22 protein-coding genes, 1 tRNA gene and 1 rRNA gene are annotated in these 23,417 nt (G+C 49.3%); 12 read left to right on the top strand and 12 right to left on the bottom strand.

The genetic code is table 11. From position 1 onward, the window contains the following. Positions 1-7: 7 nt before the first annotated feature. The 6 genes from MTP43_RS14140 to MTP43_RS14115 all read right to left on the bottom strand — a co-directional run bounded on the left by MTP43_RS14140 (position 8) and on the right by MTP43_RS14115 (position 2,753). Positions 8-574 carry a hypothetical protein gene (locus MTP43_RS14140; RefSeq protein ID WP_005934531.1) on the bottom strand — a complete coding sequence of 189 codons (567 nt, stop codon included), beginning with the start codon at positions 572-574 and terminating at the stop codon, positions 8-10. Positions 575-777: 203 nt separating this feature from the next. Further along, complete coding sequence (locus MTP43_RS14135; RefSeq protein WP_005943373.1) at positions 778-1,059, bottom strand: hypothetical protein; 282 nt, start codon at positions 1,057-1,059, stop codon at positions 778-780. Positions 1,060-1,061: 2 nt separating this feature from the next. Then, positions 1,062-1,826, bottom strand: coding sequence for a hypothetical protein (locus tag MTP43_RS14130; protein ID WP_005934532.1), 765 nt, complete (start codon positions 1,824-1,826; stop codon positions 1,062-1,064). A 47-nt stretch (positions 1,827-1,873) separates the two neighbouring features. Then, the gene (locus tag MTP43_RS14125) at positions 1,874-2,020 is read right to left on the bottom strand and encodes a cyclic lactone autoinducer peptide (protein WP_081027705.1); all 147 of its coding nucleotides are present in this window, start codon (positions 2,018-2,020) and stop codon (positions 1,874-1,876) included. A 13-nt stretch (positions 2,021-2,033) separates the two neighbouring features. Then, positions 2,034-2,564 carry a DUF5626 family protein gene (locus tag MTP43_RS14120; RefSeq protein ID WP_005934533.1) on the bottom strand — a complete coding sequence of 177 codons (531 nt, stop codon included), beginning with the start codon at positions 2,562-2,564 and terminating at the stop codon, positions 2,034-2,036. Between the two features lie 18 nt (positions 2,565-2,582). Next, a complete protein-coding gene (locus MTP43_RS14115) occupies positions 2,583-2,753 on the bottom strand; it encodes a hypothetical protein (protein WP_005924488.1) in 171 nt (56 codons plus the stop codon). A 257-nt stretch (positions 2,754-3,010) separates the two neighbouring features. Between MTP43_RS14115 and MTP43_RS14110 the strand changes: the two genes are divergently transcribed. Continuing rightward, complete coding sequence (locus MTP43_RS14110) at positions 3,011-4,186, top strand: IS110 family transposase (RefSeq protein ID WP_113620806.1); 1,176 nt, start codon at positions 3,011-3,013, stop codon at positions 4,184-4,186. A 235-nt stretch (positions 4,187-4,421) separates the two neighbouring features. On the opposite strand, the gene MTP43_RS14105 is transcribed toward MTP43_RS14110, so the two are convergent. Continuing rightward, positions 4,422-5,009, bottom strand: coding sequence for an accessory gene regulator B family protein (locus tag MTP43_RS14105; RefSeq protein ID WP_005924490.1), 588 nt, complete (start codon positions 5,007-5,009; stop codon positions 4,422-4,424). A 179-nt stretch (positions 5,010-5,188) separates the two neighbouring features. Between MTP43_RS14105 and MTP43_RS14100 the strand changes: the two genes are divergently transcribed. From MTP43_RS14100 to MTP43_RS14060, 9 genes are all read left to right on the top strand, one after another. Then, complete coding sequence (locus MTP43_RS14100) at positions 5,189-5,887, top strand: LytR/AlgR family response regulator transcription factor (protein ID WP_005924492.1); 699 nt, start codon at positions 5,189-5,191, stop codon at positions 5,885-5,887. After that, on the top strand, positions 5,884-7,152 hold the full coding sequence (locus MTP43_RS14095) for a GHKL domain-containing protein (protein ID WP_113621617.1): 1,269 nt from the start codon (positions 5,884-5,886) through the stop codon (positions 7,150-7,152). Before MTP43_RS14100 ends, MTP43_RS14095 begins: the two co-directional genes overlap by 4 nt. 825 nt (positions 7,153-7,977) lie before the next feature. Next, positions 7,978-8,433 (top strand): DUF3592 domain-containing protein, encoded by a 456-nt coding sequence (locus MTP43_RS14090; protein ID WP_015537049.1) that lies wholly within the window; start codon positions 7,978-7,980, stop codon positions 8,431-8,433. A gap of 263 nt (positions 8,434-8,696) precedes the next feature. Beyond that, on the top strand, positions 8,697-10,016 hold the full coding sequence (locus tag MTP43_RS14085; protein WP_249234923.1) for a relaxase/mobilization nuclease domain-containing protein: 1,320 nt from the start codon (positions 8,697-8,699) through the stop codon (positions 10,014-10,016). Between the two features lie 12 nt (positions 10,017-10,028). After that, entirely contained in the window at positions 10,029-10,994 is a 966-nt protein-coding gene (locus MTP43_RS14080; protein ID WP_249234922.1) for a hypothetical protein, read from the top strand. A gap of 137 nt (positions 10,995-11,131) precedes the next feature. Next, positions 11,132-11,506, top strand: coding sequence for a hypothetical protein (locus tag MTP43_RS14075; RefSeq protein WP_249234921.1), 375 nt, complete (start codon positions 11,132-11,134; stop codon positions 11,504-11,506). Between the two features lie 389 nt (positions 11,507-11,895). After that, positions 11,896-12,180 carry a hypothetical protein gene (locus MTP43_RS14070; RefSeq protein ID WP_015538118.1) on the top strand — a complete coding sequence of 95 codons (285 nt, stop codon included), beginning with the start codon at positions 11,896-11,898 and terminating at the stop codon, positions 12,178-12,180. 165 nt (positions 12,181-12,345) lie between these two features. Then, on the top strand, positions 12,346-12,810 hold the full coding sequence (locus MTP43_RS14065) for a hypothetical protein (RefSeq protein WP_005922204.1): 465 nt from the start codon (positions 12,346-12,348) through the stop codon (positions 12,808-12,810). Further along, positions 12,807-14,531, top strand: coding sequence for a recombinase family protein (locus tag MTP43_RS14060; RefSeq protein ID WP_442900572.1), 1,725 nt, complete (start codon positions 12,807-12,809; stop codon positions 14,529-14,531). The genes MTP43_RS14065 and MTP43_RS14060 overlap by 4 nt, the downstream gene beginning before the upstream one ends. A gap of 179 nt (positions 14,532-14,710) precedes the next feature. On the opposite strand, the gene MTP43_RS14055 is transcribed toward MTP43_RS14060, so the two are convergent. After that, positions 14,711-17,182 (bottom strand): glycoside hydrolase family 2 protein, encoded by a 2,472-nt coding sequence (locus MTP43_RS14055; protein WP_015537047.1) that lies wholly within the window; start codon positions 17,180-17,182, stop codon positions 14,711-14,713. Beyond that, positions 17,179-18,591, bottom strand: coding sequence for an MFS transporter (locus tag MTP43_RS14050; protein WP_005934545.1), 1,413 nt, complete (start codon positions 18,589-18,591; stop codon positions 17,179-17,181). Before MTP43_RS14050 ends, MTP43_RS14055 begins: the two co-directional genes overlap by 4 nt. Before the next feature lie 236 nt (positions 18,592-18,827). Here MTP43_RS14050 and MTP43_RS14045 point away from each other — a divergent pair, with 236 nt between their 5' ends. After that, a complete protein-coding gene (locus tag MTP43_RS14045) occupies positions 18,828-19,883 on the top strand; it encodes a helix-turn-helix domain-containing protein (protein WP_242983622.1) in 1,056 nt (351 codons plus the stop codon). 19 nt (positions 19,884-19,902) lie between these two features. Here the strand turns inward: MTP43_RS14045 and MTP43_RS14040 are convergent, their stop codons facing one another. The 3 genes from MTP43_RS14040 to MTP43_RS14030 all read right to left on the bottom strand — a co-directional run bounded on the left by MTP43_RS14040 (position 19,903) and on the right by MTP43_RS14030 (position 21,252). Next, on the bottom strand, positions 19,903-20,154 hold the full coding sequence (locus MTP43_RS14040; RefSeq protein WP_112121690.1) for a DUF6061 family protein: 252 nt from the start codon (positions 20,152-20,154) through the stop codon (positions 19,903-19,905). A gap of 174 nt (positions 20,155-20,328) precedes the next feature. Continuing rightward, positions 20,329-20,405, bottom strand: a tRNA-Arg gene (locus MTP43_RS14035). Between the two features lie 70 nt (positions 20,406-20,475). Continuing rightward, on the bottom strand, positions 20,476-21,252 hold the full coding sequence (locus MTP43_RS14030) for a type III pantothenate kinase (RefSeq protein ID WP_015537045.1): 777 nt from the start codon (positions 21,250-21,252) through the stop codon (positions 20,476-20,478). A gap of 556 nt (positions 21,253-21,808) precedes the next feature. Here MTP43_RS14030 and MTP43_RS14025 point away from each other — a divergent pair. Next, positions 21,809-23,319 (top strand): 16S ribosomal RNA (locus MTP43_RS14025). The last annotated feature ends 98 nt before the right edge of the window (positions 23,320-23,417 follow it).

Below are 23,417 nucleotides of genomic sequence, written 5' to 3'. Positions count from 1 at the left end.
GTCAAAATCATAATTTCGGGATGGTAACTTGTGTAGTTGCACTCCAATAGATTGGTTTGCTTGAGCCAACCACTCCAAAATAACACCCAACGCTGCAATCAAGATAAGTTCCAACATCATAGAAGTCATATGTATAGGTTGTATTATATATACTTTGTTCTGGAACTAGTGCTGTCGTTGAAAATGGGCAGCTTCGTTCGATGTTATCGGAATAGCTCGTGTAGTAATCCGTTCCTGAAACATTTTTTATTAAATCCGGGCCAATACCGACGGTAGTTCCACTCATATAAAAGCCCAATCCATTGGCCTTTGTATAAAGAACTCTCCATGTTCCATCAATATACGATACAACTCTTGAGCCGTCTGTATTAGAAACAGGAATGCGCATTGGAACCTCGGCCAAAACATAAAATCCGAGATTCTCTTGTTCTTGCACAGAAAGATTGAGAAGTTCTTCTATCGAATAATCATCGATCTTTCTCTTATTTCCAGTTGCAAATGCTGGCTGAATGGTCAGGAGAAATAAAACCGTGACCAATAGAATGGAAATCAGCCGTTTGATTTTGTTAGTCATAGTATACTGCCTCCTAATTTATTTTTTTTCTTCACTCAATACACTAAAGCTCCATTGGAATCACCTTCATTAAATTTTCCCCTTCAGGTGTATACTCCTCGGCAAATAAATGTGAACCATACAAATGCTGAAACTACTAGAATACTGCTGGAATAGAAAATATTGTGACCTTACACTGCTTTGGGTGATTACTTTGCTTTCCTTCATTGAATAGCTAGAACAACAGCTACTATCAAGAACAAAGTTGAAAGCCCAAGCTGAACCCATGCAATTTTTTCGTTTTCGGCATTGTTACAGCCTTTGGAGGATACTGCCACTTGGATATAATGCACTGCTACGATTCCATATGAGAAAAACAAAGAAGCCCAAGCATAAGGTACTGCGCTTTTATCTGTCAATCGGACAAGATTACTAGTCCATACTGAAATGCAGCCCCAAAGGGCAAAAGGAGCAATAAGAAAAAAGTTGCTTTTGCCTTTTTTCATTCTTAGCCTCCCACAGCTTGATGGTACGATTTTGTAGTATCCATAAGGTGTCCACCGGAATCATACGAATACAAAATATCATGATAGCAATGGGTATAGTAGCTATTATCATATGCGAAATGGACTTCATACAGCGATTGATTTATAACAACTTTCGATGGAGAAGTAGCTAGAACCACACTAACCAAAAAGGATCCAACCGTAACAGCAGTGCTTCCCGGCAAGTGCAACCCAGTAATTAAAAGGCTTGCTGCAGTTTCAACTCCACCAATCTCAATTTGCGCAATCGCCGTATTGTCAATTGTATAGCTGAGATTTGATACAAATATATGCTTATACTGTGATCCTGTAACATCACTTCCAACAGTGGCTCCCCTTGTTTGAGGCATAGATTTTGAAGTTGCTAATTTCAAAAAGACATCATAGCTTTGATTGGTCAATTTGCTTTTTTTCGTTTTTTGGGCTTTCGTATAGACAAGTTCACCTGTACCATCTTCTTTAACGCTCCGGTTCAAGGTAACATTTTGTCCATCAATATCAGTAAAGCGAGTTACTTCAATGATCGTATTTTTATCTATTTTGTAGGACACTTGCACAGTTCTTGCAACAGTAGCCACCAAATTTTCACGGTCGCTTTTAGAAATAATTTTTGTTTTACTGATTGCACTGTCTGCAAAAGCCGTTGTCATTGGCAAATTTTGTAAAGCGGCTACTGTTATGCCTAAACATAAAGTTTTCAAGAATTCTCTTCGAGATACATCTTTCATATTCTATCACCTCACATCGTTTTTGATATAATGTCTATCATATGAGTTTAGTTGCGATCAAGCGATTCAGGGACATCCGGCTGATACGCTGTAAAGCAGCAGGTGCTATTCACACTTAAGACTGCAATCGCCATTGCAAAAGCACATGTAATTTTACTCAGGAAAAAAATCAGTTTTTGTGAATTCTGTTTCATATTGTCCTCCACATTACATAGAATACGTTACATCGACTTCATTGTTTGTTCCGCGAGGAGTTCCCTTCAGCCAGCAAGTATGAGAAGCAATACCATTATAAGCGTTACTGGTAAAGGTGAGTTTTGCCGAACTGGAGTTATACGTCAAACTTGCATCACTATATGTGGAACCCAAAGTTGTAATCGAATAGTCCCATGCATTTGTGACTTTGTTATTCGTCACTGTCATATAAAAATATGCATGAATCACCACTCCCTTATACGAAACCTTCCAAGAATTCGACGATTTCGCTACACGAGAAATTGAATTGTCCACTGACTCGATAGTAATAGTTGCTGGATCACCATTACTGTCAACTACCGCAATTGCGAGCTTCTCGTTTGCCTTCAGTTGATCGAGATTGCTAAAAGTAACAACATTGTTCTTAACGGTAGCTTTCGGTGAATTCGATTCAGCGAAGGCAGACTGAACGCCAAACGACATTACAACCGCAATAAAAAGCAGACTCGCCGTAAGTTTTTTGATGAATTTTCTTGTACTCATGATCACATTTTCCTTTCCTTATTTTGATTTGATTGCTTTTACGACTAAATAAATGACCAGTATGCCGATGCAGAGCGAAATAATTGTCAATGCCTCTGCCGTTGCATTAAGGCAAGCACCAATAAAATAAACCAATACCAAAAATGCAACAAAAGCGATAAGAAGCAGCACCCATTTGTTTTTTTTCATGTTATCACCTCGTATAATAAAATAGTAGTATTTATAGACCGCTCTCCAGCGGAATGCTACAATAAGTTCAGGATGCTGTGGATTGGTGGAACATCACCTACCGCAAAGACGGTTTTCGGGAGGCTCCAACCACAGCTTCTTTGTTGAAATGTTAATCAGTTAGATACCGCCAGACGGTTTATTTAGAACGAGGTTACAAGAGCAAAGAAGTCTGTGGTCCTGAACAGCATCGAAATAAATATACCGGAGGTATCAAAATGGTTTGTGTTGGAATTGATGTTGCCAAGGATAAGCATGACTGCTGTATTCTTGATTCAGACGGAATGGTTCGTGCTGACTGCTTTACCATCCCCAACAACATGGATGGATTTAAGCAGCTGCTTCAAACGATTCGAAACTGCACCAAAAAGTCAGACAAAATAAAAGTAGGACTTGAGGCTACCGGACATTACAGCTACAATATTCTTGGGTTCCTTCTTGACAACGGTCTGCCAACTTATGTCATTAACCCTTTGCACACCAACCTGTACCGAAAAAGTCTCAGCCTTCGCAAAACTAAAACCGATCGTGTGGATGCAAGAACGATTGCAACTATGCTATTGTCCGATGTAGACCTCAAGTCCTACACGGATATAGCATACCATAACGAAGAGCTAAAGTCACTAACAAGATACCGATTTGATAAAGTTCAGGAATGCGCTAAACTAAAGCAATCGGTGTCCAGATTGGCTACGATTCTGTTTCCCGAATTGGAAGGGCTTGTTTCGTCTATCCATGGCACTTCAATCTACGCACTTCTCGGCGAATATCCCGGTGCAAAGCAAATTTCAGAAGTCCATCTTACCAAGCTGACAAACCTTCTTACAACAGCGTCCAAAGGACGCTACGGAAAAGAGAAAGCCATCCAGATTCGAGAGGCAGCCAGAGCTTCTATTGGCTCTGTCATGCCTGCTAAATCTCTGGAATTGAAGCATACCATTAAACTCATTCAAGAACTTGCCTCCGAGATCAACGAAATCGAAGATTCTATTCAGAAAATCATAGATGAGCTCAATCCACCAATTCTCTCGATTCCCGGCATGGGAGTAAACTCCGCTGCTGTGATCCTTGCAGAAATCGGGGATTTCTCCAATTTCAGTTCTCCTGACAAAATTCTTGCTTACGCTGGCTGCTCTCCATCTACATACCAGTCCGGAAAACTCACAAACTGCTATGCTCACATGGAAAAACGTGGCTCCCGCTACCTGCGACATGCCCTTTACAACGCAACCAAGTACGTCTGCTACTGGAATCCTGTCTTTGCTGAATACCTTGCCAAAAAACGTGCCGAAGGAAAACACTACAATGTTGCCCTGTCCCACGCCATGAAGAAACTCGTTCGGTTGATTTATGCCTTACAGAAATCCGGGAAAGCATATCTTGCAGCTGCATGATTTTCTCCTGAGCCTGAGCTAATTCCAACAGAAACTTAGCTGGCGCAGCGAACCCTTGACGAACCGAAGCATTCAAATGCTATCCTGTTTGTGCGAGGGCTGGCTGGGCTTGCTTTGCTGTTCTCTCCGTCGCCCTCGCTGCTCTGATTCCAGCATTTGAATGCTGTTTGTCAGGGGCAGCGGTCGGTTGGCGGATTTTTTCATTTTGGGGCTTGACTTTTAATAGTTAGTCTCCCTATCTACAAAAGTTGGCATTAAATTTTTGTTGAACCAAAGGAATTGTTGAGAATACAATCAATACCCATTTGGAGAGATAGTAGCAAACTACATGACGTGTATACGGAAGCACATTAAAAATGGCAAGCAGGAAATCTATTGACGAAAGAACAGATGCGACCATCTTGTAACTTGACCGCTTCTTTTCACTTAAAGGCTTATTCTTTGCTTCGATAGGTGAGAGAAAGATAGAGATGCCCAAAAGAGCTACTGTTGTCAGGATACGGAAAAGGTGATTTGCTGCGATTGCCTTACTTAGCAAAATGCAGATAAGTGCCAGTCCAGAGAATGCCAAATAGCATCTGGTGTGCGATGTTGCATGGTATCCGCCAATGTAGATTCGCTGTGGGATAAACCCAATCAAAAATGAAAGTGCGTACCGCACATCACCACACACAACAGCGATTAAAACAACAAGCAGAACGCTCACAACAGATGATATGAGCAACTCGTACCCATAGACATACGCATCCGCCTTTGCTTCATCTATCACTTTTTGCTCGCAGAAAAGACGGACTGATTTTTGAGACAGCGTGCGTTCCCACATTGCAGTTGCGCCACCTTATCTTCTGATTTTTGCTTCACTGTATCATAAATTTCAGCAAAATCAAGAGGTTTGGCAAAACTGGTCGTTCTGGTGACAAAAGTGGTAGGTCAGGCTACTTGTAAGGAGCCTTTGCACAGTCTATAATAGTAGCAGGACATTATTTTGTGGAGGTTGTCGAAATGCTGAAGTACCACGTTGCAGTCTGCGATGATGAGAAATCAGACCTTGATGGCATTGTTCAAAGCGTCCAGCAGTACGATGTGCAAGGCTGCTTTGACATTGAAACTTACATGGATGGAAACGAACTTCTGAGCGAATTGCAAATGCAGAAGAAATCCTTTGATCTGCTTCTTCTCGATATCGAGATGCCATCCAACGGTTTTCAGCTGGCGCAGTCTTTGATTCAGATGGAGAAGCATCCTTTGGTGGTATTTGTCACGAAGCGGCATGAGTACGCTGTGCAGGGATATGGCATTGCATTCCGCTACCTTGTCAAACCTTTGGATCAGACGCTGTTCGCTGCGGCAATGGATGCCGTCCTTCAGGAACTGAACTCCAAACATTTCACGATCGAATACGATGGTGTTACCATGTCCTTGGAAACATCGGACATTTACTTTCTGGAAAGCCACGGACATAAAGTTCTGATTCACTGCAAGGAGCAAGACCTTACATTGCGAATGAGCATTCCTGAAGCCTTGGAGCAGCTTCCCAAACGGTGCTTTGTGTCACCACACAAAAGTTATCTCGTCAACATGGAACACATTGTTTACGCTACGGGAACCGCTGTTTTTCTTTCCAGCGGACATCAGCTGCCGATCAGCAGGAGGAAGCGTCAGGAGTTCAATCAGATCTTCAACGCTTATTTGGGAAGATGATGCTTTATTATTTCGTTGAGTTTGCAGGGAGCTTTGCCAACATTGCCCTGTTGCTGCTTTTTATCGGTCGGCTGTTTCCCAAAAAGGAGCCCGTCTCAAGGTGGTTCTATGCCTATGTTGCACTCTTGATTGCTGGGCAGTGTGCTTTGAGTTTATTCCCGGATTGGGTGACGCAGCGCACGATCTATCTTTTAGTTGGCGGATTTTTCCTTGCATTGCTGTTCTATGAGGTTCGACCGTGGCAGGCGGTTTTTGCAAGCGGAGCTTTCTTCACACTGATTGCTTTGGTGGAAGTGCTTGCAATGCTTCTGATTGGGCTGCGTATCCCGGATACCGACATTCTAATGCAGGCTGGGGCAGCACGGTTGGTCTATGTTGTTTTTTCAAACCTGATTCAAATTCCACTCGTAGTCCTGATCTCACATTTTTTCAGCCGAAAAGGAAATGCTCTGCGTATCCTATGGCTGCTGCCGATCATTGCGATTCAAATCGCAAGTATTGCTGTCTGTTATGTGGCACAGTATCATGCTGTGGATGAGTATTTCCCGGATTATATGGTCGGTCTTATGGCGGTGCTTCTCCTTATAAACATCCTGATCGTGTTCTATGTGGAAGCTCTCCGGGAAAATGAACTGGAAAAATTCAAAGTTAAGTTCAACGAACAGCAGTACAATCTTCAAATGGAATACTACCAGCAGCTCAAAGAACGCCAGGAAGAAGTCCGTTCTCTGCGGCATGATGTGAAGAAATACATCCTGGCGATGCAGGCAGTTGCAGAACACGGTGATACCGAAGAACTTCACAAGATTGCGCAGGCTGCCACGGATGTTTTCGAGCGTTCCACAAATATTTCTGCGGTCGGAAATCCTGTTGTTGATGCTCTTTTGAATTATTACTTACGAATTGCGGAAAGGAATAACATCAACGTCAAACTGGATGTGACGATTCCTGAAGTCCTGACGATCTCATCGTTGTCTTTGAGCATCATTATCGGAAACACATTTGACAATGCCATCGAAGCCTGTTGCGACCTGCCAGCGGAACAGAGAATCATTCATCTACAGCTGCGCAAGCAGTATCGAAGCCTCTTCTATCGGCTGGAAAACCCATACAGTGATACTTCTCGCGGAATCCGCATCGGAGAGTATCACGGTTACGGACTAAAAAATATAAATCGTATCGTTCAGGAGAACCATGGTGACTTCTATACGAAAAAGAAAGACGGTGTGTTTACCGTCCAAGTCCGCCTGAACTGCGAAAATTAAAACATTCTCCTAAAACATTGCTTTGCTTTTGCTTGTACTTTGTGTGTTTCATTCATCTGATGTATTCATTATCCTGAAGTGTTGACACACATCAATACTTATGTTATCATTCCCAACAAATCCACAGCGATTTCTGTAAAGAAACGATTCTGTGCGGTTTTATTTCCTGCGAAGATTTACCGCCCCGCAACACACCCGATCATTTTGCCGTCTGTTTCACCCGACAAAATCCTTCGCCTGTACTGCGTGGGCGGTATTTTCTTTTTGGGGAAGCCGTACCTTGAGAATTTCATGAGCCGTCCGAGCGTGATACCGGCTTTTCGGCCAACGCCGCTGCAAAACAGGGGCAGGAACTTCGTTCGGAGCAAACGGCGATCAACATACACGAGCAGCGGAACTCTCTACTTATTTTTGCGTCTTAACAATTCGGAAACAACTTTCGGAAATGCGTTTTGAGCGCAGCGGTGGAGAGCAAGAACCGTCCCGTGGCCACAAATTTTCAATTCTTGAAAATGTTCTGTCCATCCGGGACTTCACTTCTCAAACTCTTGCGAGTTTTCCAAGTGATCTTGTTGGGGCGTGCCTGCCCCAAACCCTGCCGAGTAACAATAAAGTTCATAATTGTTCCATGGACTGAGTATAACACATCCTTCGACGATACACTACTCCTCTTTTTGCAAAAATCCAATTATCTTCGGTGACCTGTCGTGAGATGCAATTATTTCATGTCGTTTCACCAATCACTTGACTTGGTTTGAAAAAACACAGAGCATATGATACAATAGAATAAATAATGTTGTCTACCGAGAAAGGAAGTGTCTTTCCATGAAAAAAATCCATAAGTTCTTTTCTAAAGATTTGCTCCATATTCTTGGTGCTGTTGGGATTTTTGTTGCTTTTCTGATTTCTATCGCCTATAAGCAAGTTGGAATCGGGGCACTCATAGCTGCGTGGCTTATTGCTATGGCAATTATCGGGGTAGCATGGATTACAGACATCCGCAAAGCAGACCTGCTGAAAAACGGAAAGATTGTTTCCGGAAAAGTTAATGCAGTAAAAAGGGTTCACATAAAATTCCACATGAGTACCTATCACCTTGCTGATGAAGATGTAATTTATCCTTGGGTGATTCGGTACCAATACAAGATTGGAAAAGACACTTATTATGGACAGTCCCATTGGTTTTGGTTCAAACCTCTCGTGAGCAAGGGAACACCTATAAAGGTGACTATTGACCCTCAAAACCCAGAAAGAAGCATTGTTGCTGCATGGGAAAGTTAATAGGTTGTTTCTTTCCTCTATGATGACGGAAATTTCAAAGGAGCGTAATCTCCTTTGGCACACGACTTTGGAACAAAGTCTAGTGTGTTACACCTCGATAGAGGTGTGCCGCTCCCAGACACAAAAAGTCCCATGGCCAACACCTCGGCGGTGTGGTCATGGGACTTAATGCTTTTTAGGCCTAGCGGAGTGAACAGTAACCAATCCTGACATCCAGTTGCCGTGTCATTTGTTGAATACTGTTTTACGAACAGTCTGCGGACGTGAAGACCCACCATTATATCATCAGCTTCGACCCGAAGGACGCAGTAGAGAACGGCCTGACCATGGAGCGGGCGCAAGCCCTTGGCTTGCAGTTCTGCAAGGACAACTTCCCCGCTCATCCTGCCATCGTCTGCACCCACCCCGATGGGCACAACCATTCGGGAAACATCCATGTCCACATCGTGATCGGCAGCATCCGAACACGAGAAGTGGAGCGCAAACCCTATATGCAGAAGCCCCGTGACTGGCTAGAGGGCATGAAGCACTCCAGCACTGCCCAGACCATGCGGCATTTGCGTGTCGCAGTCATGGAAATGTGTCAGGATGCCAAGCTGTACCAGATCGACCTGCTCAGCTCGAAAAAGCGCGTGAGCGAGCGTGAATACTGGATGAAACGGCGCGGTCAGATGAAACTTGACCGTGAAAACGCAGCCCTGCTTGCCGCCGGACAGCAGCCCACACAAACGAAGTTTGAAACCGCAAAAGAAATTTTGCGGAAGCAGATCTCGGATGTGCTCAATGTCGCAATGAGCTTTGAAGATTTCTCGGACAGGCTCTTGCAGCAGTACGGCATTACCGTTAAGGAAAGCCGTGGACAGCTCAGCTACCTGCCTGCCGGAAGAAAGAAGTTTATCCGGGCGCACAGCCTCGGTGACAAGTTTGAGAAAGAACTCGTGCTTGCCACCTTGAAAGAAAATGCCAAGAGCCAGCCCATTATCCTCCACAGCAATCTTGAGGAAAAACCCGACCGAATCAAGAAGCTGGTGGACATTCAGGCAAAACTGAAGCAGGGCAAGGGCATCGGCTATGAGCGTTGGGCGAAGAAGCACAACCTCAAAGCCATGGCGCAGACCTTGATTCTTTTGCAGGAGAAAGGTCTGCTCAACGAGGACGCACTCGACCAGAGAATTGCAGAGCTTGACACCAAGTTCCATGAATCGCTGGCCGTAGTGAAAGACCTCGAAACCCGCATGGCAAACAACCAAACACTGCGCCGTTATGCTGCTTCCTACAAGCAGTACCGACCGCTCGCGCAGAAACGGAACGCTGCCAAATCCCCCGCAACCTTTGAAGAACAGCATCGTGCAGAGCTGACAGCATACCGGACAGCAGCAGCCTATCTCAAGGCAAACAACATCACTAAACTGCCAAGTCCGAACAAGCTGGAAGCGGAATACTGCGCTCTTGCTTCCGAAAAGGCCCAGTTCTATGAGCAGTACAAGGAAGCCAAGATCGAACTGCTCAAGCTGAAAGATGCAAAACAGAATGTTGCCCTGTTCTTCCGGGAGGACGAACGGACGCAACATCACGAGAGATAAGGAGTTGTGCGTATGATCAATCTGAAAATCGACCCGGAGTTCCAGAATCAGATCCCGCCGCTGACGGACGATGAGTACAAGCAGCTTGAAGAAAACATCCTCAAGGAAGGCAAGCTGCTCTCTCCTTTGATCGTCTGGAACAACACCCTCGTTGATGGTCACAACCGTTATGCGATTCTTCAGAAGCACCCGGAGATTTATTTCTCTACCATGCCGCTCCGATTTGAGAACCGCGAAGAAGCCATTGCGTGGATTTGCCGGAATCAGTTGGGACGGCGAAACCTGAGTCCCGAACAGAAACGCTATCTGCTTGGGAAGCAGTACGAAGCCGAGAAGAAGGCTGCAAAAATCTTTCGGGGCAATCAGTACACTTTAGCAAAGAAAAGTGGTGGTGCTCACGATGATAACCACCACTCCGGGAAGAAAACCTGCGACCGAATCGCAGAAGAAAACGGTGTCAGCCGTGCCTCTGTTCTCCGTGCCAGCCACTATACACGAGGCATCGACATTGCGGACAACCTCTCTCCCGGCATCAAGCAGAAAGTCTTTTCCGGTGAAGTGAAGTTCACCAACGAAGAAATGTCCAAGCTTGTGCAGGCAAGTGTCGAGCATCGTTCAGATGTCCTTGCTCAAATCCTGCATCCAGAGGCATTGGAAGTGTTGGAATCTGCCAGCGCTGAATTTGAGCCTGAAAAAGCGGAACCCGTTCCCATGCCCACGCCACAAACAGAAGAATTCCGGTGCTATCATGTGCCGGACGAGTTTATGAAGGTTTACAAATCCTTGAGCCGTGCGACCGAAATGATGAAAAACTCATGGAAGAAAACGCTCAAAAACAATCCCAGCTATTTCACTGACCCGGAAAAGCAGAAGGTTCTCCGCTTCGCAATGCAGAGGCCTGCTAACTACCTGACTGAAATCGAAACCTATCTGGAAAAGGCTCTTGCAGAAGCCCTTGAAGAAGAAAAGACCGCATAACAACAGACACCTGTAAGCCATCAACGAGCCCCCAGCCGCAAGTGCAGGGCGGAAAGCATCCGCGCCCTTGCGCCTGATAAAAATTGGAACTTTGATTTTCTCGCCCGGCTTTGCCACGGTGGGACGATCAAAGGAGCGTGCGTTTGAACAAAAAGAAAAAGTCCACAAACATTTCCCCTTACCCCGATGATGTCATCGACCGTCTGGCACGGGCGTTCTACCCGGCCATCCTTGCCTGCTGGAACAGCGAGGAAGGTCAGCGGGAGTTTGCCGCATGGCAGGCGGAACAGGCCCATCATGCAAACAACGAAAAACAGGAAGTTCCCACTTGCTGGGTATTCGTAAAACAGTTTTCGAAAAATGACACGGCAACTGCCTGTCAGGATTGGTTACGGAGTACCCGGCTAGGCCGAGGAAGCATCAAGTCCCATGTCCGCACCGTTAAGGTGTTGGGTATGGGGCTTTTTGCATTTCAGGAACGTATACACCTCTGGAAAGGTGTAACACACTAGACTTTGTACCAAAGTCGTGTGCCAAGGGTGCTGCGCCCCTTTGGAATCCCTGCTCACATCGCCTGTGGGCGATGTGGATTCGCTGGACAGAAAGCTCTCACAAAGGTGCACCGGGCTGTCTGCGGCGAGGAAAAGGCACTTCTGCGGAAGTGTAATAACCCACTATGACGCTTTCAGCCCTGCGGTCTGCAAAGTGTAGTGGGCTCTCCGAGGGGGAAACGGCTATATAGGGTGCGCTTCGGGCAAATCGCTGCGTACGTGCGTACCAATCTCTCGTACGCACGTACGCAGTAAAACGGCTAAAATCTCCTATATAGGGGTGTTCTTCTGGAAATCAATATGATATACTCAACTTAACCAACCATCAACTAATAGGAGGCGGTAATATTATGGGAAAAACTTTTGTGTGTAGCTTATGCCGTAATGGAATCATTGGCGGTGGTTTGTACATTGATGAACAGAGCATTACATATTCAACTCAAAAGCTCACAGTCAGTCCACTGTATCGCAACCTTGTATTGCCCATGAACGAGATAAGGGAGCTTTCATGGAGTCAGATGGTCGTTCCTGTTGCAGCAATTTCCATGAAAGATGGAGAATGTTATAAATTTATCATATATAACAAATCAGGATTTGAAAAGGCATATAAGCAATATAGCAACCACCAAGAATGAAATCACCTAGCAGGGTTTGGGGCAGGCACGCCCCAACAAGAAGCTGTCCCAAAGGGGCAGGAAATTTTCAAGAATTGAAAATTTGTGGCCACGGGACGATTCTTGCTCTCACGAAAACCCATACTTTTTGAAAAAACGCTTTTCGCAGCCAAAGGAGGATGCACCATGAAAAAAGAGATCGAAGCCTTTGTCAACGCAGCCAACGAGCAGGAGTTGGAAGCCGCATGGAATAACCTCTCGGCAGAGGAACAGCGGATTTTCGAGCAGCTCATGGAGGAAGACTCACCCGAAGATGCACTGGCATTTTTCGCCCAGCTGTATGACGATACCCCGAAGGAGCAGGCCAGCGAAACCGTGAGCATCTCCGAAAATGAAATCTATTTCAAGCGGCAGCCCTTGACCGAAGAGCAGAAGAAGCACGGCTCCTATGTAGATGAGAACGGCAATCTCCATGTCAAGAACCTGTCCGCCTTCTGGATTCCAGAACTGACCACCACGGAGAAAGTCGGTCACACCACCTATACCGTGACCGGCAGCTATGAGGGCAAGGAGTCCTTTTTAAAGAAGCTGGAGCGCATTGTTGCCAAGAACGCCCAGCAAAAATTTGAAGATGAGGGTGCAGACGAATGACAACTGCGCCCAATTCTGCTATACTTGACCCGGTAACCAATCCTGTACTGACAGTTGCTCCACAGAATAAGGAGGACACAACAATGTCTGGAGCAACGAATAAAATCACCGCACTTTACTGCCGACTGTCGCAGGAGGACGAGCGACTCGGCGAAAGCCTTTCTATCGAGAACCAGAAGGATATCCTTTTGGACTACGCTAAAAAGAACCACTTCTCGAACCCGGTGTTCTTTGTTGATGATGGCTATTCTGGCACGAACTATGACCGCCCCGGCTTTCAGAGTATGCTGGTCGAGATCGAAGCAGGGCGTGTAGGAATCGTTATCACAAAAGACCTGTCCCGACTGGGGCGCAACTCTGCCTTGACGGGTCTGTACACAAACTTCACCTTTCCCCAGTATGGCGTTCGCTACATTGCCATTAACGACAATTACGACACCATTGACCCGAACAGCGTAAACAACGATTTTGCGGGCATTAAGAACTGGTTCAACGAGTTTTACGCCCGCGATACCAGCCGCAAGATTCGGGCTGTCCAGAAGGCCAAGGGAGAGCGTGGAGTACCGCTGACGGTCAATGTCCCCTACGGCTATGTGAAAGACCCGGAGAACCCGAAGCATTGGCTTGTTGACCCGGAAGCGGCTGCGATTGTGAAGCGCATCTTCTCCATGTGCATGGAGGGACGTGGGCCGACCCAAATTGCGAACCAACTGTGGGCAGATGAAGTTCTGACTCCTACCGCCTACAAGTTGAGCCATGGCCGGAGTACAAACGCACCTGCCCCGGAAGACCCTTACCGCTGGGATAAAAGAGCAGTAAGTTTGATTCTGGAACGCCGGGAGTACACTGGCTGCACAGTCAACTTCAAGACCTATACTAACTCTATCTGGGATAAAAAGAGACATCTGAATCCTGTGGAAAATCAGGCTATCTTCCTAGATACACATGAGCGCATTATTGACGATGATGTGTTTGAAAAGGTTCAGGAGATTCGTAACCAGCGTCACCGCATGACCCGGACAGGCAAGAGCAGCATTTTCTCCGGTATGGTCTACTGCGCTGACTGCGGTTCTAAGATGCAATATGGTTCGTCCAACAACAGGGACTTCAGTCAAGACTTCTTTGATTGCTCTCTGCACAAGAAGAACGGGAGCAAGTGCAAGGGACACTTCATCCGGGTAAAGGTTCTGGAAGGACGTGTACTGAATCATGTTCAGCGGGTGACGGACTACATTCTCCGTCATGAAGACTACTTCCGCAAGGTCATGGAGGAGCAGCTTCGGGTGGAAAGCACCGAAAAGCTGACCGTCCTGAAGAAGCAGCTTGCCCGGAATGAGAAGCGGATTGCAGACCTCAAACGGCTGTTCATGAAAATCTACGAGGATAACGCCAGCGGAAAGCTGAGCGATGAACGCTTTGACATGATGAGCCAGAGCTACGATGCCGAACAGAAGCATCTGGAAGAGGAAGCCCTCTCTATCCAGCAGGAAATCGAAGTACAGGAACAGCAGAGCGAGAATATTGAGAAGTTCGTCCAGAAAGCGCACAAGTACGTTCATATTGAAGAACTCACCCCTTATGCTCTCCGTGAACTGGTGTCGGCCATCTATGTGGATGCCCCGGATAAGTCCAGCGGAAAGCGGGTGCAGCACATCCATATTAAGTATGATGGGCTGGGGTATATCCCTCTGGATGAACTGGAAGCAAAAGAAAAGGCGTGACCGGAGTCACGCCAAATCTGCCCCATTGCGGGAACTTTTGCAAATACTGTTTTATGGGAACTCTGCTCTGGGGAACGCCCTGTTGTACATATCGTTATCGTCTGTGGTCTTTGGCAGGGTGCGTCCTATTCAGGGGCGCACCCTGTTTTTGTTTTGAGCCTTCACCGGCTTTTTGAGATTCAGCCCTCTGCTTTCTGAACCAGAATCGTCAGCTGCTTCTGAACGCTGTCATCAGCTGTGACGGTCAGATGAATTTCGCCCGCAGCTTCTCCTGCGCGGATCACCGCCATACAGCAGCCGTCAAAGGTCTCGCTTTCCGGGGTGTCGTAACGCTCCTCGGAGCAGGGGTTTGCGCTGCCTACGGCTTCCAGAATGCCTGCACCCTCCAACTCCACCTTCAGGGTGTGCTTGGTGTGCAGATCTGCGGTGCCATTTGCATCCACGAATTGGATCATCACAAAAGCGGCATCCTCGCCGTTAGCTTGCAGGGTCTTACGATCTGCTGTAAGGGTCATCTGTGCATCCTGTGCGGTGCGCAGCGTGAACTCGCCGTCACACACACCGCCGGTATAGCCCACAGCCTTCAGCTCGCCGGGAGTGTAGGGCACACTGTAGGTGGCGGTAAAATCCACCATGGCACGGCGGCCCAGAGAAGCTCCGTTCAGGAACAGCTCCACCTCCTCCGAGGCGGAGTACACATCCACCGAAGCCGTCTGTCCCTCAAAACCGGGCCATGTCCAGCTGGCAAGGTTATCCTTGAACATCCAAGGCGTTTTGCTGGAGGTCTGACCGTTGTGTTCCATCCGCAGCACTGCCAGATAAGGTGCCTTCCGCAGACCGTAAACGATCTCCCGCAGATAGCTGATGGGGCGGCGGTTGCCCAGCAGATCCAGATCTCCAATGTAGGCGGTGCGTTCCGGGTAGATGCTGCTGAAGTTGGCACCACCATCGTAATGGAAGATGCCGCAGCCTGCCTCCCCCAGATAGTCGTAGCCAGCCCATGTGAAGTCGCCGATCATGTGAGGATTCTCCTCCACGATGCGCCACAGCCGCACGATGTCTGCTGGGTAAGTCTCGGTGCCTAGCACTGCCTTGTGGGGGTGCAGTTCATGCTCCAGCACATGGCGTCCGGTAAGGTAGTTCAGACCGATCACATCGCAGGAATCCTCGCAGCCGGACAGCGCCTCAGTCAGCAGCGGATGGGTGGCAAAGTAATCCCCCTTTTCCCCGGACATCAGGCTCATAAAGCTGTTCAGGGCATTGCTGCCGCCGCCATCGCCGCCGGAGGGACCGGGCTGTGCCGGGAACTTTCGCATCACATCCCCCATGATCTCCCGCAGGCGGTAACCGGCTGCCATAAGGCCGTTGAGGGCGTTGGTGGTGTAGCGGGTGGGATCCAGTTCCCGGAAGGTGTTGCAGAGCCGACGGTTGGTCTCTGCTCCGCTTTCCGAACCTACCTCGGAGATTTCGTTGCCCACACAGTACAAAATGACACTGGGATGGTTGTAATCCTTGGCCACCATCTTTTGAATGGTGGGCTTCCAGTCCTGCTCAAAGTACAGAGCATAGTCGTAGGGATTTTTCCGCACATTCCATACGTCGCTCAGTTCGTCCATTACCAGCACACCGTACCGGTCGCAGGCATCCAGCAGCGCCCGCCCTGCCGGGTGATGGGAGGAGCGGATGGCGTTGAAGCCCGCTTCCTTTAGTTGACGAATGCGGCGCTCCTCGGCATCGGGCAGGGTAGCTGCACCAAGAATGCCGTTGTCGTGGTGGATGCAGGCACCCCGTAGCTTGACGGTCTGCCCGTTGATGCGTACCCCATGCGCTGCATCGATGCTCAGGGTACGGATGCCGAAGCCGGTCTCTTCCCGGTCCAGTTCTTCCTCGCCCTCCAGCACCTGCATGGTGCTGGTGTAGAGGTTGGGGTTCTCCGGGCTCCACAGAGCCGGGCTGTCCACGCAGTACCGGAAGGAGACGGTTCTGCTTTCGCCGGGTTGGAGCAGGAGGTTTTGCCGGTCGGTGAGCACTGCCGTGCCCTTCCGGCAGATGGTCTGCTGCAGGGTCACCCGTTCTGTAACAGTGCTGGCAGACTGCACCTGTGCCGTCACATCCAGCAGGGCAAAGCCCTCGTCCGCCTCCCGGGTGGTGATACGCACGGTATCCTGCGGCAGATAGACCTTGTTGCCCACCAGCAGCCGCACCGGGCGGTAGATGCCGCTGCCGGTATACCAGCGGCTGTTGGGTTCCAGACTGTTATCTGCAATGACCTTCAGCAGGTTGTCGGCACCATATTTCAGGTAGGGACCAGCCTCCACGGTAAACTCCGCATAGCCGTTCACGTTCCGGGTCAGCAGCCAGCCGTTCAGGTAGACCAGCGCCGTCTGGTACACGCCCTCAAATACGAGGGACACCGGCTTGCCTTGCCACGCCTGCGGTGCGGTGAAATGCTTCTGAAAAATGTACTCGCCGCCGGGGTAGAAGCCGGTCTGTGCACCGTTTTTTGTGTCCGGGGTGCGGGCTTCATGGATCATGGCATCATAGGGCAGATGCACGGTTTTGGTCTGGGTATTTCCCAGAAAGGAATTCATCCGGGAATTGCCATCGCCCTTTTCTACCGTCCAATCTGCGTTGAAATTCTGTCGAATCATGCCTGTGCCTCTTTCTTGTGTTCAGCATCCCACTTCTTATTGGCCTTTTCCACATCAAGGAAAGCCAGCAGCACTGTAATAATGATGCCAATCACAAAGGGGAAGGTGATGTACAGGTTGAAGATCATCCGAATGGCGCTTTCGCTCTGGACCGTTGCGGTGCCCACAAAGCCGCCCAGCTTCAACAGCCAACCCACAGCCGCAGTACCGATGCCGCCGCCGACCTTCACGCCCAGAGAGGAGCAGCTGTACATCATACCGTCCATGTGGACGCCGGTGGTGCGTGTGGTGTAGCCGCTGGCCTCAGCAATAAGAGCGTTCAAAGAGCCGCTGAGGGTACCTGCAAAGACGCCCTTGATGAACATGAACAGCAGGAACATGGAGAGATTCTTCTGCATGGCAAAGTAGATCATGGGAATGCCCAGCACGCTGCTGATGGCGTAGCCCCAGAAGTTGACCTTCTGCATACTGCCGGTCTTTTTGATGAGGACAGGCGCAAAGGCCAGTGCGATGATAACAGGGAACATCTTCATCATGGAGAACTGACCCAGCAGGCTGCCATCGCCCCAGTAATAGGTGGCGCAGAACACACCGGCACCGGTGGTCAGGTTGCTCATGATATAGTACACGATGTAGATGGCAAGGATCATCAGGTAATACTTGTTGTGGACGAGGATCTTAGCAGTCTCGGCAAAGCCATGCTTTTTCTCCTCGGCAACTGCTTTGCCTTCCTCTGCGGCTTCGCTGGTGTTGCCGCTCAGTTCTTCCTCCGGCAGCTCTTTAACTGCAAGGCAGCTGATGGTGTTGACCACCAGACCAACGATCGCGAAGATCAGAGCCGTGGTACGCCAGCCTGCGGCACCGCTGCCGAACTTCTCCACCATGCCGGTAACGGCAAAGCCCATAAAGATGTTGGTGACGACCGCAAACATAAAACGGAAGGAGCCCAGCTGCACACGCTCATTGTTGTTCTTGGTGATCAGTGCCACCAGAGAGGAATATGCAATGCCGTTGGCAGTATAGAACACTGCGTTCAGTGCCGTGTACACGATGAAGAAGTAGATATACTGCATGGTGGTACTGCCAGCCGGGATGGCAAACAGCAAAAACAGGCAGAGGGAAACACCTACCTGACCAAACAGCATCCACGGACGTGCCTTGCCCAGCTTGGAGTGGGTGCGGTCGATCAGGGTGCCAAAGATCACATCGCTGATGCCGTCCAGAACCTTGGAAGCCAGCATCAAAGAGCCAATGATGGCGCTGTCCAGACCCAGTGTTCCGGTCAGATAAAGCAGTACAAAGCTGGAAACCAGACCATAGGAGCAGTTAGAGGCCAGATCGCCGGAACCGTAGGCCAGCTTCTGATACCATTTCAGATATTTTTTCTCTGTCGTTGCAGTAGCAGACATGGGGATTCTCCTTTCAAGATGTGCTGTATCATTCACGGCGACAGAATGCGTCTGTCGCTTTACATTTTTTCAAAAGCACTCTATAATAAAGCCATCGGCCGCACAGCTTTTACAGAATGTTTTTGTATTGTGCCTATATTTTAGCAATTCCGTTCACATTCCACAATGACAGCATCGTGTGCCGCATCCATCGGATTGTATCATATTCGCACATTGCGAAAAAAGGAGACTCTTTCATGAAACCGGATTCCACCAGCTACGAGAATATTTTGGAAGTGGAGAACCAGGGCAGCCAGCTCTCTCGCTTTTTCAAGCTCCTTGCTCCGGTGCAGATCACCCTGGAGTCCTGTACCGGTCTGGGAGAAACCGACCAATACAGCATCCAGATGTATTCCCCCAATGGCTGCTGGCTGCACGAAAACTCGATGGATAGCCTATTCCGCACCCTCAGCTCCCGTCCGCTGCACCGCCACGATTATTTTGAGCTGATGCTGGTGCTGGAAGGGGAGGTCATCCAACAGATTGAGGAAAAAGAATACCCCTACCGTGCCGGGACCTGCTGTCTGGTGAATCGCAGCATCCTCCATAACGAACGCTTCATCGGCCCCGCCAAGCTCTGTTTTATTGGTCTGTCCGCAGATTTTGTCCGCAGCCTGACGGAATCTGCATCCCTGCAATTATTTGAAGCCGAGCGTCATCTGCCGGAAAATCCCGTTTTGCAGTTTATGCTGGCCAATCTGGGCCAGGACCTCCGAAAGGAGTATCAGGACCTTTTCCCCACACCGGAAAACACCGATAGTGTTCAAACCCTGGCAACGCTCATCGCCCGCATGACCCACATCCTGCACGAACCCAGTGCCGCCGCCACCTATTATTTGAAGGGCGCACTTTGCGAACTGTTCGATTTTCTGTCGTCCGGGTTCTATGTCACCCCGGTGCACCTGAGCAGCAGCCCCGAAAGCCTGCTCTTTCTGCGCATCAGCCGTTTGCTGGAGGATACCGACGGGCGGCTGCCTCGCAGTGAACTAGCACGGCTTTTGAATTACAATGGCAGCTATCTCAATTCCATCGTCCAGCGCCGCACCGGTCTGTGTCTTTTCGATTACGGCATGACCTTCTGTTTCCAGAAGGCTGAACGGCTGCTGCGGGAAACAACACTTTCCGTCAGTGAGATCGCCCTACAACTCAAATTTACCAACCGCACCCACTTCTACGAACTGTTCCGGCAAAAGTACGGCATGACCCCGCAACAATGGCGCAAGATGCAGAAAAGCGCAGAGCACTCTGAATAAGGTGCTCTGCGCTTTTCTCTTAATCTTCTAGCCCATGGCTCCCGGTTACGTTTTTCAAGTATTCTTCTAGATTGCCGTTCAGAATCAAATCGGCATAACCAAGTGGGTCATTATAAATGAGGTAGTCCAACTCTGACCTCTGTGCCATGGTAACATCCAACGCATCCTCGACCCCGGTGCAGTCGATGGAGATTTTTCTCCCATCCTGGAGCAGCAGTTCCACGCACCCGGTGTCCATGTTGAATTTGCAGGCTCTTGCATCGTACTTCATGTTTGTGTCCTTTCTGCCTTACGGCACCTTTACAGTTGTGACTTTTGTTATACGGTTCTTCTGATAAGGTTTTGGACACACAGCCATCGGGAAGGAGCCTTCATCTTGCTTTCCGAAGAAAACAAAAAATCCGAACCCTTCTCCTATCGAGAAAAGGTTCGGATTTTCATTGTTTGGTGCGACCGGGAGGATTCGAACCTCTGGCCTTCCGGGTCGGAGCCGAACGCTCTATCCAGCTGAGCTACGATCGCAAATGCCGTACCCCTTTGGTGGGTACAACACAGTATAACACATCGGAATGCAAAATGCAAACGAAAATCGTCAGCCCTTCCGGTTTCGCAGCCAGATGCGGTGCAGGCCGTCGGTGATCAGGGTCTCGCGGTAGTGGATGGGGGTGCGGCAGGCCTCCCGGATGGAGCGGGGCAAATCGCCGGTGGCGTAAAAGGCGGTCTGCGCGCCCAGCTCGGCGCAGAAGCGGTCGGCCAGACCGTCCAGCAGGCTGGCAGTGCCCAGCACAAAGCCGTTTTGTAAGCAGGCCGAGGTGCTCTTGCCCAGCACCGACTCCGGGGCGCGGGCGGCAGGGTCGATCTGGGGCAGCTGGGCAGTCTTTTGCACCAGCGCATTCATGGAAAGCTGCGGCCCGGGCAGGATCACGCCGCCCACAAGTTCCTGCTTGGCGTTCACCGCCATCAGGGAGATGGCCGTGTCTGCCGAGATGACCACCAGCGGCCCGGGGCACTCTGCCAGCGCCGCCACCGCGCCGCACAGCAGCTCTGCACCCAGCTGCGCGGGGTTGTCCAGCCGCAGCTTGATGCCGCTTTTCAGCCCTGGTCCCACGGTCAGGATGCGCGCCTTGCATAAAAGCTGTAAGGCCGCCAGCACCCGCCCGCTGAGCATGGGCACCACGCTGCCCAGAATGCCGCCCTCGATCTGCGCCGGGGATACCCCGTACAGCTGTAACAGGTTCACCAGCCGGATGGCGTATTCCTCCACCGTGGCAGCGGGGTCGGAGTGCAGCCGCCCGCAGAAAATAAGGGTATCTTGCTCGTAGCCGCCCACAGTAATGTGGGTGTTGCCGATATTGACGGTGAGGATCATGGTCAGGGCTCCTTTCGCAGCGCTCTATAATGTATATAATATATAATAGCGCACCCGCCGCCGATACGCAAGGCTTTTGCTGGGAGAGGAGTGGAGAGGGCATTTACCCCCCGTGCAAAGAAATTGGAAAAAAGATGTCAAAAAGTGTTGACAAGATTGCCGGGGTGTGGTATTATACTTGAGCGCCAAGCGCTGAGACAAAAGAATGACTTCTGAAGCCTCAGCAGGAAGCCCTTGAAAAGAACCAATAGACGCTGAAAAGTTCCGGCTGATACCGAGAAACCTGAAGCGCTCCAAGTTCAGAAAAGTTCAAAAGCTTCTCAAAAAAGTGCTTGACAATTTATCACGAAAGTGATAAAATAAATAAGCTGTCAGCCGAAAGGCTGAGGCGCACAGGACCTTGAAAATTGAACAATATCGAAAGAACTTGTAACGGAACCTATTTTCGTGTTGGAAAAACACGGTAAACAATTCCAAACAAAAGTAATTCACACAGGACGCAAGCGATTGCGTGCTGAGCGAAACAAGATTTAACACTTTTAAGTGATAAATATCATTTATAAAGAGTTTGATCCTGGCTCAGGACGAACGCTGGCGGCGCGCCTAACACATGCAAGTCGAACGAGCGAGAGGAGGTTTACTTTCTCAAGCGAGTGGCGAACGGGTGAGTAACGCGTGAGGAACCTGCCTCAAAGAGGGGGACAACAGTTGGAAACGACTGCTAATACCGCATAAGCCCACGACCCGGCATCGGGTAGAGGGAAAAGGAGCAATCCGCTTTGAGATGGCCTCGCGTCCGATTAGCTAGTTGGTGAGGTAATGGCCCACCAAGGCGACGATCGGTAGCCGGACTGAGAGGTTGAACGGCCACATTGGGACTGAGACACGGCCCAGACTCCTACGGGAGGCAGCAGTGGGGAATATTGCACAATGGGGGAAACCCTGATGCAGCGACGCCGCGTGGAGGAAGAAGGTCTTCGGATTGTAAACTCCTGTTGTTGAGGAAGATAATGACGGTACTCAACAAGGAAGTGACGGCTAACTACGTGCCAGCAGCCGCGGTAAAACGTAGGTCACAAGCGTTGTCCGGAATTACTGGGTGTAAAGGGAGCGCAGGCGGGAAGACAAGTTGGAAGTGAAATCCATGGGCTCAACCCATGAACTGCTTTCAAAACTGTTTTTCTTGAGTAGTGCAGAGGTAGGCGGAATTCCCGGTGTAGCGGTGGAATGCGTAGATATCGGGAGGAACACCAGTGGCGAAGGCGGCCTACTGGGCACCAACTGACGCTGAGGCTCGAAAGTGTGGGTAGCAAACAGGATTAGATACCCTGGTAGTCCACACTGTAAACGATGATTACTAGGTGTTGGAGGATTGACCCCTTCAGTGCCGCAGTTAACACAATAAGTAATCCACCTGGGGAGTACGACCGCAAGGTTGAAACTCAAAGGAATTGACGGGGGCCCGCACAAGCAGTGGAGTATGTGGTTTAATTCGACGCAACGCGAAGAACCTTACCAAGTCTTGACATCCTGCGACGGACATAGAAATATGTTTTTCCTTCGGGACGCAGAGACAGGTGGTGCATGGTTGTCGTCAGCTCGTGTCGTGAGATGTTGGGTTAAGTCCCGCAACGAGCGCAACCCTTATGGTCAGTTACTACGCAAGAGGACTCTGGCCAGACTGCCGTTGACAAAACGGAGGAAGGTGGGGATGACGTCAAATCATCATGCCCTTTATGACTTGGGCTACACACGTACTACAATGGCGTTAAACAAAGAGAAGCAAGACCGCGAGGTGGAGCAAAACTCAGAAACAACGTCCCAGTTCGGACTGCAGGCTGCAACTCGCCTGCACGAAGTCGGAATTGCTAGTAATCGCAGATCAGCATGCTGCGGTGAATACGTTCCCGGGCCTTGTACACACCGCCCGTCACACCATGAGAGCCGGGGGGACCCGAAGTCGGTAGTCTAACCGCAAGGAGGACGCCGCCGAAGGTAAAACTGGTGATTGGGGTGAAGTCGTAACAAGGTAGCCGTAGGAGAACCTGCGGCTGGATCACCTCCTTTCTAAGGAGTCAGGCAATGACAGAGCATCTAAGATGGTCGGTCATTGGAACAGGTGACAAGTTAAAGTTTAAGTAGATATTGTTCGATTTTGAGGGCCC

The organism is Faecalibacterium sp. IP-1-18 (assembly GCF_023347355.1).
Taxonomy (GTDB): domain Bacteria; phylum Bacillota; class Clostridia; order Oscillospirales; family Ruminococcaceae; genus Faecalibacterium; species Faecalibacterium prausnitzii.
The sequence above is the reverse complement of the archived record's forward strand: the minus strand, read 5'-3'. Positions and strand labels throughout refer to the sequence as shown.

Bases quoted from the DNA above. Each gene is read 5' to 3' on its own strand.
- MTP43_RS14120 (WP_005934533.1), bottom strand. From the start codon at position 2,564: ATGAGTACAAGAAAATTCATCAAAAAACTTACGGCGAGTCTGCTTTTT.
- MTP43_RS14070 (WP_015538118.1), top strand. From the start codon at position 11,896: ATGGGAAAAACTTTTGTGTGTAGCTTATGCCGTAATGGAATCATTGGC.
- MTP43_RS14090 (WP_015537049.1), top strand. From the start codon at position 7,978: ATGAAAAAAATCCATAAGTTCTTTTCTAAAGATTTGCTCCATATTCTT.
- MTP43_RS14055 (WP_015537047.1), bottom strand. From the start codon at position 17,182: ATGATTCGACAGAATTTCAACGCAGATTGGACGGTAGAAAAGGGCGAT.
- MTP43_RS14080 (WP_249234922.1), top strand. From the start codon at position 10,029: ATGATCAATCTGAAAATCGACCCGGAGTTCCAGAATCAGATCCCGCCG.
- MTP43_RS14140 (WP_005934531.1), bottom strand. From the start codon at position 574: ATGACTAACAAAATCAAACGGCTGATTTCCATTCTATTGGTCACGGTT.
- MTP43_RS14050 (WP_005934545.1), bottom strand. From the start codon at position 18,591: ATGTCTGCTACTGCAACGACAGAGAAAAAATATCTGAAATGGTATCAG.
- MTP43_RS14110 (WP_113620806.1), top strand. From the start codon at position 3,011: ATGGTTTGTGTTGGAATTGATGTTGCCAAGGATAAGCATGACTGCTGT.
- MTP43_RS14135 (WP_005943373.1), bottom strand. From the start codon at position 1,059: ATGAAAAAAGGCAAAAGCAACTTTTTTCTTATTGCTCCTTTTGCCCTT.
- MTP43_RS14030 (WP_015537045.1), bottom strand. From the start codon at position 21,252: ATGATCCTCACCGTCAATATCGGCAACACCCACATTACTGTGGGCGGC.
- MTP43_RS14095 (WP_113621617.1), top strand. From the start codon at position 5,884: ATGATGCTTTATTATTTCGTTGAGTTTGCAGGGAGCTTTGCCAACATT.
- MTP43_RS14040 (WP_112121690.1), bottom strand. From the start codon at position 20,154: ATGAAGTACGATGCAAGAGCCTGCAAATTCAACATGGACACCGGGTGC.
- MTP43_RS14060 (WP_442900572.1), top strand. From the start codon at position 12,807: ATGACAACTGCGCCCAATTCTGCTATACTTGACCCGGTAACCAATCCT.
- MTP43_RS14105 (WP_005924490.1), bottom strand. From the start codon at position 5,009: ATGTGGGAACGCACGCTGTCTCAAAAATCAGTCCGTCTTTTCTGCGAG.
- MTP43_RS14065 (WP_005922204.1), top strand. From the start codon at position 12,346: ATGAAAAAAGAGATCGAAGCCTTTGTCAACGCAGCCAACGAGCAGGAG.
- MTP43_RS14125 (WP_081027705.1), bottom strand. From the start codon at position 2,020: ATGAAACAGAATTCACAAAAACTGATTTTTTTCCTGAGTAAAATTACA.
- MTP43_RS14100 (WP_005924492.1), top strand. From the start codon at position 5,189: ATGCTGAAGTACCACGTTGCAGTCTGCGATGATGAGAAATCAGACCTT.
- MTP43_RS14130 (WP_005934532.1), bottom strand. From the start codon at position 1,826: ATGAAAGATGTATCTCGAAGAGAATTCTTGAAAACTTTATGTTTAGGC.
- MTP43_RS14045 (WP_242983622.1), top strand. From the start codon at position 18,828: ATGAAACCGGATTCCACCAGCTACGAGAATATTTTGGAAGTGGAGAAC.
- MTP43_RS14115 (WP_005924488.1), bottom strand. From the start codon at position 2,753: ATGAAAAAAAACAAATGGGTGCTGCTTCTTATCGCTTTTGTTGCATTT.